At 57.0% G+C, this 12486-nt stretch carries 9 protein-coding genes; 6 read left to right on the top strand and 3 right to left on the bottom strand.

Annotation, left to right across the window (positions count from 1 at the left end; translation table 11 throughout):
* Positions 1-41 precede the first annotated feature (41 nt).
* On the top strand, positions 42-1409 hold the full coding sequence (locus JHL21_RS14400; protein WP_200214214.1) for a dicarboxylate/amino acid:cation symporter: 1368 nt from the start codon (positions 42-44) through the stop codon (positions 1407-1409).
* 94 nt (positions 1410-1503) lie between these two features.
* On the opposite strand, the gene JHL21_RS14405 is transcribed toward JHL21_RS14400, so the two are convergent.
* Positions 1504-2763 carry a cytochrome P450 gene (locus JHL21_RS14405; protein WP_200214215.1) on the bottom strand — a complete coding sequence of 420 codons (1260 nt, stop codon included), beginning with the start codon at positions 2761-2763 and terminating at the stop codon, positions 1504-1506.
* Positions 2764-2947: 184 nt separating this feature from the next.
* Between JHL21_RS14405 and JHL21_RS14410 the strand changes: the two genes are divergently transcribed.
* The 3 genes from JHL21_RS14410 (at position 2948) to clpX (ending at position 5485) form a co-directional block, all read left to right on the top strand.
* Entirely contained in the window at positions 2948-3175 is a 228-nt protein-coding gene (locus tag JHL21_RS14410; protein WP_169196115.1) for a hypothetical protein, read from the top strand.
* Between the two features lie 228 nt (positions 3176-3403).
* A complete protein-coding gene (locus JHL21_RS14415; RefSeq protein WP_169196116.1) occupies positions 3404-4033 on the top strand; it encodes an ATP-dependent Clp protease proteolytic subunit in 630 nt (209 codons plus the stop codon).
* A 174-nt stretch (positions 4034-4207) separates the two neighbouring features.
* Positions 4208-5485, top strand: a complete 1278-nt coding sequence (gene clpX / locus JHL21_RS14420; protein WP_169196117.1) for an ATP-dependent Clp protease ATP-binding subunit ClpX — start codon at positions 4208-4210, stop codon at positions 5483-5485.
* Between the two features lie 206 nt (positions 5486-5691).
* Here clpX and rocF read toward each other — a convergent pair whose 3' ends face one another.
* Entirely contained in the window at positions 5692-6672 is a 981-nt protein-coding gene (gene rocF / locus JHL21_RS14425) for an arginase (protein ID WP_200214216.1), read from the bottom strand.
* A 251-nt stretch (positions 6673-6923) separates the two neighbouring features.
* Here rocF and lon point away from each other — a divergent pair, with 251 nt between their 5' ends.
* A complete protein-coding gene (gene lon / locus JHL21_RS14430; protein ID WP_200214218.1) occupies positions 6924-9347 on the top strand; it encodes an endopeptidase La in 2424 nt (807 codons plus the stop codon).
* 165 nt (positions 9348-9512) lie between these two features.
* Here the strand turns inward: lon and JHL21_RS14435 are convergent, their stop codons facing one another.
* Positions 9513-10808, bottom strand: a complete 1296-nt coding sequence (locus JHL21_RS14435; RefSeq protein ID WP_169196120.1) for a glycosyltransferase — start codon at positions 10806-10808, stop codon at positions 9513-9515.
* A gap of 420 nt (positions 10809-11228) precedes the next feature.
* On the opposite strand from JHL21_RS14435, the gene JHL21_RS14440 reads away from it, so the two are divergent.
* Positions 11229-12449: an LL-diaminopimelate aminotransferase gene (locus JHL21_RS14440; protein ID WP_169196121.1), complete on the top strand. Its 1221-nt coding sequence runs from the start codon at positions 11229-11231 to the stop codon at positions 12447-12449.
* The last annotated feature ends 37 nt before the right edge of the window (positions 12450-12486 follow it).

The following is a 12486-nucleotide window of genomic DNA, read 5'->3' on the forward strand; positions in this document are numbered from 1 at the left end:
CTCACAGCTCGGGCGATGCCGTTCTTTGGGGAAGAAAGAAAATGCCCACCTCATTATCGTCAGGCGTCGCCTCTCGCGCGCCAAAGCCTTGGTACACCAATTTCGGTGTTCAGGTTCTCATCTCCATGGTGATTGGCCTCATCCTGGGTTTTATCGCCCGCAACATAGGGCCAGACGCGGCCGGCGGCGCGAACTGGCTCACTGTTACGCTGTCCACCGTCGGCTCCTCCTTCGTGTCGCTGCTGCGCGCTTTGGTGCCTGTGCTGGTGTTTACAGCCATTGTTGCCTCCATCGCGAATCTGCGTGAGCTCAACAACGCTGCTAAGCTCGTTTGGCAGACGCTTCTGTGGTTCGCCATTACGGCTCTCATTGCTGTCGCCATCGGCATCGCGCTTGGTCTGATCATTCAGCCAGGTGTAAACACCGCAGTCGCCGCAGAAGCGGCTCGCGCGCCTTCCTCGACGGGTTCCTGGCTTGATTTCTTGAAGGGGCTCATCCCGTCCAATTTCATCGGCTTGCAGGCATCAACTCGCGTCACCGACGCTGGGGCGACGACCAGTCTCAACTTTAACGTACTGCAGATCCTGATTGTCTCAATCGTGGTCGGTATTGCAGCCCTGCGCGTTGGCCCCGCTGCTGACGCATTCCTTGCGTTCAATCGCTCATTCCTCAAGATCATCCACAAGGTTCTGTGGTGGGTCATTCGCCTGACCCCAATCGGCACTATTGGCCTTCTGGGCAACGCTGTGGCGGTCTATGGCTGGGACGCGCTGGCGCAACTCGGCTGGTACGCTGCTGCCATCTACATCGGCCTCTTCCTTGTCCTCTTCGTCGTCTATCCGGTTCTGTTGCAGGTCAATGGCCTCAACCCTATCCGGTACTTCCAGAGCGCTTGGCCTGCAATTCAGCTTGCCTTCGTGTCACGTTCGTCCATCGGCACATTGCCCGTCACTGAGCGTGTTACGGAAAAAAGTCTCGGCGTGCCGCGTGAGTATGCCTCCTTCGCTGTGCCTCTAGGCGCGACCACAAAGATGGACGGGTGCGCTGCGATTTATCCAGCGATCTCCGCGATCTTTGTTGCGCAGTTCTTCGGCATCTCGCTCGGTCTGGAACACTACCTGCTCATCGTGTTCGTGTCGGTTATTGGTTCGGCGGCTACGGCAGGCCTGACCGGCGCGACCGTCATGCTGACGCTTACCTTGTCGACCCTTGGACTGCCGCTGGAAGGCGTTGGTCTGTTGCTGGCGATTGACCCGATCCTCGACATGGGCCGCACAGCGGTCAACGTGGCTGGGCAGGCTTTGGTCCCGACCATCGTTGCTAAGCGTCAGGGCATTCTCAATCAGTCTGTCTACGACAACGGCAAAACCATCGAAGACCTCGATGCAGACGCCGTGGCTGCAGAATAAGCGCGACACATCATCCTGAATCAGAAGGGGAGGCTTTCGGGCCTCCCCTTTGTTTTTGCATGCGTTTCGACGTCTGGTGCTATTAGCGCAAGAATTACTTCCAGCTCACCATGAGCTTCGTGAGGCCGTGGAAGTGGTAGACGTCGCCGTACTCTGGCTCTTCCGCGATCCGCAAATTCGGCAGGCGCTCGAAAAGCACGCTCATCGCCTCCTGCAATTCGATACGCGCAAGCGGCGCGCCAATGCAGAAGTGAATGCCCGCGCCAAACGACACGTTGGCGCCATCAGTCCGGAAGGGATCAAATGTGTTCGGGTTAGCGAAACGCACTGGATCGCGGTTGGCGGCGCCTAACATCATACCGACCACATCGCCCTTGCGCAGGGGGATGCCGTTCAGCTCCGTGTCGTTGCCCAGTGTGTAGCGGGTGAACAAATGCAGCGGCGCGTCATAGCGCAGGCATTCTTCCACCGTCTTTTCCGTCTGCTCTGGTGTTGCGAATAGCGTCTTCGGATCAAGACCGCTCTCGAGGATGGATTTCACCCCATTGCCCGTCGTGTGCACGGTCGCTTCGTGACCGGCATTGAGCAGGAGAATGGCGGTCGACATGACCTCATCTTCGATCAGAACGTCGCCATCGCGGTCTGACGTCAGCATGTGGCTGAGCAGGTCCGCCTTGGGCTCCTTACGACGTTCAGCGATCACCCCGCGCAAATACTCGGTAAATTCCTTAGCCGCCTGATTGGCGTCGAGCTCGGTGTCCATGGTCACATTGTACATGTACATGGTCACCATGCGGTTGGACCATTCGAGCAGTTTGGGTGCCATTTCCGCAGGCAGGCCAATCATCTCGGCGATGATGATTGCCGGAATAGGTGCGGCAAAAGCCTTAATCAGATCAACGCTGTCTTGGCCCTCAAACTTATCGATCATGTCGTTGGCCAGCTGGCGAATGCGCGGACGCAGGGCCTCTACCTGGCGGGAGACAAACGCGCGGTTCACTAGCGTGCGTAGGCGCGTGTGCGCTTGGGCTTCGAGATTGAGCAGCGAGTATTTTTCGGTCAGATCGAAGTCTGCTGTGTGCGCTTTTGGCGGTTCGAGGCCAATTTCTTCACGCGTTGCCACATGCAGAATGTCGCGGCCAAATCGCTTGTCGCGCATAAGTAGGCTGACGGTTTTAAAGTCCGCAAAGCACCAGTGGCCATATTCCTCCCAGAAGAACGACGGGCTCGTGGCGTGTCGTTCAGCATAGAACGGGTAGGGGTTCTGGAAGAATGCGGGGTCTTGTGGCTTGGCACTCGCCCGCAAATGGGCGGGGACATCGGTGACAGGTCGAACTTGAAGAATGGAGGCCATGGGTCGGGACTTTCATACGATGGCCCAGCTTAAGGCGCTCTTGCAACAAAGCAAATCCACTTCTTGCATGCTAGTTTGCCCGCAGACGCTGAGCCTTTCAAAAGCCACTGTGAACATAGAGGGCTTGGCATTTGCCTCGCAATCATGTCTTGAAGGAGCAAATACGACTGAGGATTCTGGACAAGTGAGCGATATCACCGTCTCTGCCGCGATTGATGCCGTACTGGCATCGATCAAGAACGACAACGAAGACCTGGACCTGCAGATTGCAGCGCTCAAGGCCGCTATGGCCCATGAAGGCGTCAAGGAAGCAGTGTTTGAAACAGCAAAGCTTCCCCAGCCGAACCGTCAGGGTCGCAAGCTGATGCAGTCCTACTTCAAAAAGAAGGGCGTAGCTGTCAGCTTCAGCTGATAAATTTGCGCGTATTTACCGTTCCGCATCATAGGGCGTGCTTCCTATTGAAGCTTGCCCTATTGGTGCCTATCTCTGCCTTTACCGCGCGTTAAGGGCAAATCGAATGCAATCGGCTTCAAACGCGCCGATTCGTTTCTTTCTCACGTTATGGTCCTGTCCGGTGCGCGTAAGGGACTAGAGGTGAACTAAAACCGCTCACCCATTCGGGGAGCCAAGGGGCTACACATGCGGGATCCGCACGATATTCTGACCAACACGCTCGTTCCGATGGTCGTCGAGCAATCCAATCGTGGCGAACGCGCGTTCGACATTTACTCGCGCCTGCTGCGCGAGCGCATCATTTTCGTGACCGGTCCGGTCGAGGACAACATGGCCTCGCTGATCGTCGCGCAGCTGCTTTTCCTTGAATCGGAAAACCCGAAGAAGGAAATCGCGCTCTACATCAATTCCCCGGGCGGTGTTGTGACCTCGGGCCTGTCGATCTACGACACCATGCAGTTCATCCGCCCTGCGGTTGCGACCATGGTTATGGGTCAGGCATGCTCCATGGGCTCGCTCCTGCTCGCAGCGGGTGAGGCTGGCATGCGTACAGCGCTGCCAAACTCGCGCATCATGGTTCACCAGCCTTCCGGTGGTTTCCAGGGTCAGGTCACTGACATCATGATCCACGCCAAGGAAGTTGAAGGCCTGAAGCGTCGCCTGAATCAGATTTACGAAAAACACACTGGTCAGACCTACGACCAGATCGAAAAGGCTCTCGAACGCGACAACTTCCTGTCGCCAGAAGAAGCCAAGGCAATGGGTTTGATCGACACCGTGCTTGAAAAGCGCGTTGTTCCAGACGCCGCCATCTAAGGTTTGGTGCGTTAAGCACTAAACCAATGCGCCGTGGAGTGTGATCCTGGTGCAATTGCGCATAGCCGAAGCGACCTTTAAGGTTGTTTCGGCTTAGACTTTCTTTATGCCTTGAGCGTTAGCCTTAAAGGCGAATGCTTGATTTTGGGGGCGATGAGTCTCCGGGAGTGACTGATGTCCAAAGAGACAACAAACGGCGAAACGTCCAAGAACACGCTTTACTGCTCGTTCTGCGGAAAGTCGCAGCACGAAGTTCGGAAGCTAATCGCCGGTCCGACCGTGTTCATCTGCGATGAATGCGTCGAGCTGTGCATGGACATCATCCGCGAAGAGAACAAGACCTCTATGGTCAAGTCCTCCGAGGGCGTGCCGACCCCTGCAGAAATCTGCAAGGTGCTCGATGATTACGTCATCGGCCAGTACCGCGCTAAGCGCGTGCTCTCCGTGGCTGTCCACAACCACTACAAGCGCCTGCACCACGCGCAGAAGAATCAGGATGTTGAGCTTTCCAAGTCCAACATCATGCTGATCGGCCCGACGGGTTCGGGTAAGACTCTGCTCGCGCAGACAATGGCTCGTATTCTCGACGTGCCGTTCACCATGGCTGACGCCACCACGTTGACCGAAGCCGGTTACGTTGGTGAAGACGTTGAAAACATCATCCTGAAGCTGCTTCAGGCTGCTGACTACAACGTTGAAAAGGCGCAGCGCGGCATCGTCTACATCGACGAAGTCGACAAGATTTCCCGCAAGTCGGACAATCCTTCGATCACCCGCGACGTGTCGGGCGAAGGCGTGCAGCAGGCTCTTCTCAAGATCATGGAAGGCACCGTTGCCTCCGTGCCTCCGCAGGGCGGGCGTAAGCACCCGCAGCAGGAATTCCTACAGGTCGACACCACGAACATTCTGTTCATCTGTGGTGGCGCGTTTGCTGGCCTCGAAAAGATCATCTCCGCTCGCGGTGAAGGTTCCGGCATCGGCTTTAACGCTGTCGTCAAGGATCCAAACGATCGTCGCGTCGGCAAGATCCTGGCGGATGTTGAGCCAGAAGATCTGGTTCGCTTCGGCCTGATCCCAGAGTTCATCGGTCGTCTGCCAGTTCTGGCAACGCTCGAAGATCTCGACGTTCCGGCTCTGCTCGAAATCCTGACTGCACCGAAGAATGCACTCGTTCGTCAGTATCAGCGCCTCTTCCAGATGGAAGAAGTTGAACTGACCTTCCACGAAGACGCTCTCAAGGCGATCGCGGAGAAGGCAATCGAACGCAAGACCGGTGCTCGTGGCCTGCGCTCGATCATGGAAGGCATTCTGCTCGACACCATGTACGACCTGCCAAGCCTCGAAGGCGTCCAGGAAATCGTCATCTCGGAAGAAGTGGTCAAGGGCAAGGACGTTCGTCCGCTCTACATCTACTCCGACAAGGCCAAGGAAGAAGCGCCGGCAACCGCCTAAGCTTCCCCGCCGACGAATTAGAAAAGGCCTCCCTTCGGGGAGGCCTTTTTGTTTTTGGGTAAATATCCCCTGCCGGTTCCTGCATCCCATTCCCCGTCATTGCCCGGCTCGACCGGGCAATCCATTGCTATGGCGCGTCAGTCTCGATCCCCGGGGCGCGCCCGGGGATGACGGCGTGGAGAGGGCAGTGGGTGAGCGTGTGGTGCCTAGCCTTCTTCCCCTGTCACAAACTCCATCGGCCCAGGCTCTTCGCCCATAATGGACCGCCCAAAAAGGCTGGCGACCAAATCCACGAGAACCGTGGCGCTTTTGCCGCCTTCATCGAGGAACGGGTTCAGCTCCACAACATCGAGCGACCCCATAACGCCGCTGTCGTGGATCATTTCCATCATCAAATGCGCCTCACGATAGGTGAGGCCGCCCGGCACCAGCGTGCCGCCCCCGGGCGCAACCGAGGGGTCGAGACTATCGACGTCGAAGCTAACGTGCAGATGCGCGCCCGCAATTTTGGCCTTGTCGATAACCTTCTGCATGGCGGCGACGATACCAAGCTGATCCAGGCGGCGCATGTCGACCACATCGACACCACGCGCTTGCACCAGCCGCCGTTCATCGCGATCCACAGAGCGTGCGCCAAAAATTGTTACATTGCGGGGCTCAATCCGACCGAGCCAGTCGCCCTTAAAACTCTCGTCAAACTCCGGCTCGCCACAGAGCAGTGCCAGCGGCATGCCGTGCAGATTGCCGGTAGGGGAGGTTACGGGCGTGTTGTAGTCAGCGTGGGCGTCAATCCACAACACATGCACAGGTCGGCCCGTTGTCGCGCAATGACGGGCGACGGCCGACACCGTTCCGATTGCGATCGAGTGGTCGCCACCTAAAAAGACCGGGGTATTCCCAGCCTGCAAAATTGCAAAGCCGGCGTCGCTGGTGCGTGCCGCCAAATCCAGCACATCTGCCTTGCGCACTTCGGGCAGGCGCGTGCTGGATGGATTGGTGGAGACTTCTGGCTGAGAACGCCTCAGGTCACCATAATCGGCAACCTCGTGGTCAAGGTCGATGAGGGCTTCCGCAAGGCCCGCGACACGGAGCGCTTCAGGGCCCATGCCGCATCCTCTCACTGAGGCGCCAGACGCGGTTGCGATCCCTATAATGTCGATACGCTTGGGTCGGAATGGGCCAGTCATGGGGCGCTCCTTGTGCTCCGGTTCGGAAACTATACACCCGGCCTGAATGCAAGGCACATCAGTGTTCCCTGTACTCGGACATATCTCCTGTGCGTAGGGCATAGATGTGATAGAAAAGCGTCATTGGTCACTTGCGACAGCGTTCCTTAAACCTATTTATTAATGGAAATCGCCCAACCTAGTTTGGTTGAGTTGTCGCAATACGGGTGCGTCATTTGCCTGCCTCAGGCGCACCTCGGAAAGGAAATGTGATGTCGGAAGTTACTTCCACCGGCGAAACCAGCCGGGACCGGGTTTATCCGGTTCTCCCTCTGCGCGACATCGTCGTCTTCCCAGGCATGATTGTGCCGCTGTTCGTTGGCCGTGAGAAATCGGTCAAGGCGCTGGAAGAAGTTATGCGCGACGACAAGCATATCCTTGTCGTGACGCAGAAGAACGCGCAGGACGACGATCCGGCGCCAGACCAGATTTATCCTACTGGCACGATTGCCACTGTGCTGCAGTTGCTCAAGCTCCCCGACGGTACCGTTAAGGTACTGGTGGAAGGGCTCAGCCGCGCCAGCATCGACCAGTATTTGCAGACCGAAGACTATTTCGAAGCCGAAGCGTCTGTGCTGGAAGAGCCAGTCGAAGACGCCACCGAAATTGAAGCGCTGTCGCGCTCGGCTCAGTCCGAGTTCGAAAATTACGTCAAGCTGAACAAGAAGATTTCAGCTGAAGTCGTTGCCGCTGTTGGTCAGATCGAAAACGCCAGCAAGCTGGCCGATACGATTGCGAGCCACCTCGTCATCAAGATTCCTGAGAAGGAAGAGCTTCTGCAAATGGTCAGCGTTATCGAACGCTTGCAGAAGATCATCGTTCTCATGGAAGGCGAAATCGGCGTCCTTCAGGTCGAAAAGCGCATCCGCTCGCGTGTAAAACGCCAGATGGAAAAGACCCAGCGCGAGTATTACCTGAACGAGCAGATGAAGGCGATCCAGCGCGAGCTGGGCGATGGCGAAGAAGGTGCCAACGAAGTCGCTGAGCTCGAAGACCGCGTTGCCAAGACAAAGCTTTCCAAGGAAGCCAAGGCTAAGGCCGAAGGCGAAATCAAGAAGCTTAAGGCGATGAGCCCGATGTCGGCGGAAGCCTCAGTCGTGCGCAACTATCTCGACACGCTGCTCGGCTTGCCTTGGGGCAAGAAGAGCAAGGTCAAGCGCGACCTGGCTATTGCTGAGAAGGTTCTCGACGCGGATCACTATGGCCTCGAAAAGGTCAAGGAACGCATCCTCGAGTATCTGGCTGTTCAGGCGCGCACAGGCACGCTGAAGGGGCCGATCCTCTGCCTCGTTGGTCCTCCAGGCGTTGGTAAAACCTCGCTGGGCAAGTCGATTGCTAAGGCTACGGGCCGTGAATTCGTCCGTATGGCCCTTGGTGGCGTGCGCGATGAAGCGGAAATCCGTGGGCACCGTCGTACCTATATCGGCTCCATGCCGGGCAAGATCATCCAGTCGCTCAAGAAGGTGGGTAAGAACAACCCACTGTTCCTGCTCGATGAAATCGACAAGATGGGCCAGGACTTCCGGGGCGACCCGTCGTCGGCTCTGCTTGAAGTGCTTGATCCAGAACAGAACAACTCATTCTCGGACCACTATCTGGAAGTCGATTTCGATCTTTCGGACGTGATGTTCGTGACGACCTCGAACACGCTCAACATTCCAGGTCCTTTGATGGACCGTATGGAGATCATCCGCCTCTCCGGCTACACCGAAGAGGAAAAGCACGCGATTGCCAAGCAGCACCTGCTTCCAGAGGCTGCGAAGGAAAATGGCGTGGCGCACGGAGAGTTCATTCTCTCCGATGAGATGCTGATGAAGGTTATTCGCGGTTACACCCGTGAGGCTGGCGTCCGTAACCTTAAGCGTGAAATCTCCAAGCTGATGCGTAAGGCTGTCACCGACATCGTACGCAAGAAGGTCAAGTCGATCACCATCGACGATGAAAAGCTGACCGAATACCTCGGCCCGCTGGTCTTTAAGCACGGCGAAATCGAAGCGGAAGCACAGGTCGGTCTGGTGACTGGTCTGGCGTGGACTTCGGTTGGTGGCGAAATGCTGACCATTGAAGGCGTGATGACGCCGGGTAAGGGCCGCATGTCGGTCACCGGTAACATCAAGGAAGTGATGAAGGAATCGCTGACTGCGGCACAGGCCTACGTGAAGTCCCGCTGCATTGATTTCGGCATTAAGCCGCCCATGTTCGACACGCGCGATATCCACGTCCACCTGCCAGAAGGGGCAACCCCGAAGGATGGCCCATCGGCTGGTATCGGTCTGGCAACGGCAATCGTTTCGGTCATGACCGGTATTCCGGTTCGCAACGACGTTGCCATGACTGGCGAAATCACGCTGCGTGGTCGCGTGCTTCCAATCGGCGGGCTCAAGGAAAAGCTCCTTGCGGCACTCCGTGGTGGCATCAAGACCGTGCTGATCCCAGAAGAGAACGTTCGCGATCTCGTCGAGATTCCGGACATCGTCAAGCAGGGCATGGAAATCATTCCTGTGAGCCGGATGGATCAAGTTATCGAGCATGCTCTGGTGCGCAAGCCGGAGGCAATCGAGTGGAACTTCGATGAACAGCCAGTGGTCAAGGCCGCTGACACTTCTGACGAAGCAGCACTCGGCGTGACCCACTAACCGGGCCACAGACCAAACTTTGAAGATGGCGACCTTCGGGTCGCCATTTTTGTTTTTGGCTCGGAATCAATGTCTGAGAGACAATCGCTAGTGCGTTGTTTCAAAACGAAAACAGCGCCGTCCCAAAGGAGGCGCTGTTGGCAATTTTAGTGATAGGCTCTTAGCTCAGAGCTTGCTGGGCCGTGGGAACCGACGAGCACCCGCAGCTGCGGCAGCGATCGTCGCCTCGATAAAGGTCACCGAGGTTTCTAGCCCGTTTTCCTGGTTTAACGCTTCGCCGATGTTGCGTGCGTTAATGGCCATTTGCTTATTGCTCGTGACTTCATGCAGCGCGTCAGCAAGCTTTTCTTGGGTCATCTCGCGTTGACGGATCGGGGCAGGGCCGCAGCCCAATGCGCGCACGCGACGGCCCCAATAGCGCTGGTCATACGCCTGCGGCACGGTGAAGGTCGGACGACCTGCGCGTAGCCCCACTGCTGTGGTTCCGGCGCCACCGTGGTGCACGACGGCCGAGCAAAGGGGGAAGAGCTTGTCGTGCGGGGCTTCATCCACTGCAAAGACGGTATCCGGCAAATTGTCGGTGTTGATGCCGCCCCAGCCGCGCGAAACAATCGCCCGACCGCCCCAGAGGTTGATCGCGCCACGCAGAATTTCCGTATTGCGATCTGATCCAAAGGGCATTGAGCCGAAGCCGATATAAACCGGGGCAGGGCCCGCATCGAGGAACGCCTGCAGTTCTGCTGATGGTTTCCAGCCTGTGCGGTCGTCGAGGAACCAAAAGCCCGTCACGACCGCCGTCTGCGGCCAATCCCGTGGGCGCGGGGAAACCAGCGAGGAATAAGTGTAAAGCGTCGGCAGATTATTGCCGAGGCTGTCTTTGAACAGCCCGCCCTTCTTGCGCGGCCCGAGACCCATGAGTTCCTTGCGCAAACGGTCGCGCGGCAGGTCAAAATAGGCCTGCTGGAAGTTCATCGAGATGTAGGAGAGCTTGTTGAACGTCGCCCCGAGATCAGGAATTTCGTAGGCGCTAATCGGAAATTCGCGCGTTGGGTTCAGCGGCTGCATCGCCGTCATGATGACTGGGATGTTCAGCGCTTCGGCAATATCGATCCCAAAGCTAGTGTTAATATTGACCACAATCGCGTCGGCGCCCTGCGCCATGGTCCAGGCATTGCGGGCAGCAGTTTCGACCAGCGCCTGACCCTTGCGCAGGATCTGAGGGAACTGGTGAATCTTCATCTTGCTGACCGCGTCGTCGAACCGGCTGTCGTTCAACCAGTCCTGAATACGCGTTCCAAGATTGCAGAATTCGATGCCGTGGCTTTCCACAAGGTGCTGAAAGTCGGCGTTAGTGCCCAGAATCACATCATGGCCGGCTTGCTTCAATTCCAGCGCAAGCGCGAGATAAGGGCGAACGTCGCCCGAGGTGCCTATGGTTGCGATAGCGATACGCTTCTTCATGCACCTACCTGAATAATTCCGGCCGATAACCCTTGGGTCAGACATAATTGTAGCGCCTCTACGGCATTTACAAGCACGGTCGGACAACTTATGAAAGCTTGGTCACGCGTCGACGTGGTACCAGAAGTCGTTTCCGAAGGGCAAGAGACATGGCGTCTCCGTTCACTGTTGCATGGTTTGGAGCTGCGCTCACCGGCAATATTGTGGCGGCCGTTGCGGTCGCTAAGGCGAGCGCCCGATAGCTCTTCCCAATGGCCACGAGCTGGCCGGGAAGAGCCGAATAGAATTTGTCGAGGTCCGCCGAGCGGACTCTTAACCCATTCAGAACCACAATTCCGCGATAATTGATCTCCTATACAGAGGTCTGCTGCCTGTGAGCGCGTCGCGACCTGTTTCGGTCGAAAAGACCACGAGGACCCCATGAGCGAAGTATTCCATCGCATCCGTCGTCTCCCGCCCTACGTTTTTGCTCACATTGACCCGATTAAGGCGAAGCTGCGCGCCGATGGCGTAGACATCATCGATCTGGGCATGGGCAATCCAGACATGCCGACCCCTGAGCGTATTGTTAATAAGCTCAAGGAAACGGTCAACGATCCGCGCACCCACCGCTATTCCACTTCGCGTGGCATTCCCGGCCTGCGCCGCGCTCAGGCAAACTATTATGAGCGTCGCTTTGGCGTGAAGCTGAACCCGGACACTCAGGTTGTGGCAACCTTGGGTTCGAAGGAAGGCTTTGCAAATATGGCGTCGGCCATCACCGCTCCGGGTGACGTGGTTCTGGTGCCAAACCCGACCTATCCGATCCACTCGTTCGGTTTCATCATGGCTGGCGGCGTTGTCCGCTCCATGCCTGCTGATCCCAATGAAGATTTCATGCGCTCGCTTGATCGCGCTGTTCGCCACTCGATCCCTAAGCCGATCGCATTGGTTCTGAACTACCCAGCGAACCCGACCGCTTACACAGCGACGCTCGATTTTTACGCTGAAGTCGTCAAGTACTGCAAAGAGCACGACATCTTCATCCTGTCGGATTTGGCCTATTCGGAAATCTTCTTCGACGAAAGCGAACCACCTCCGTCGGTTCTGCAGGTTCCGGGCGCGATCGACATCACCGCTGAATTCACCTCGATGTCGAAGACCTATTCGATGCCAGGTTGGCGCGTTGGCTTTGCCGTCGGCAACGAACGCCTCATCGCCGCTCTTGCCCGTGTAAAATCCTACCTCGACTACGGTGCATTCACCCCGATCCAGGTGGCGGCAGTTGCCGCGCTCAATGGTTCGGACGACGTCATTGAAGACGTGCGTAAGATCTACAAGAGCCGCCGCGACGTTATGGTCGAGAGCTTTGGCCGTGCTGGTTGGGATATTCCTGTACCAAAGGCGACCATGTTCGCTTGGGCACCAATCCCAGAAAAATACGCGCACCTCGGTTCGCTCGAGTTTGCAAAGCTTCTGGTTCGTGAGACCGGCGTTGCTGTGGCTCCAGGCGTTGGCTTCGGTGAATACGGCGACCAGTACATTCGTCTGGCCTTCGTTGAAAACGAACAGCGCATTCGTCAGGCGGCCCGCAACATCAAGGCTTTCCTTGGCGGCAAGTCTGATGAGAGCAACACCGCTCCGGTTGCTGAAGTAAAGTAATTTCAAGCTTAGGGAGGCGGACGCCGCCTCCCTATTT

Origin of the sequence: Devosia sp. WQ 349K1 (assembly GCF_016595685.1) — a bacterium.
GTDB lineage: Bacteria > Pseudomonadota > Alphaproteobacteria > Rhizobiales > Devosiaceae > Devosia.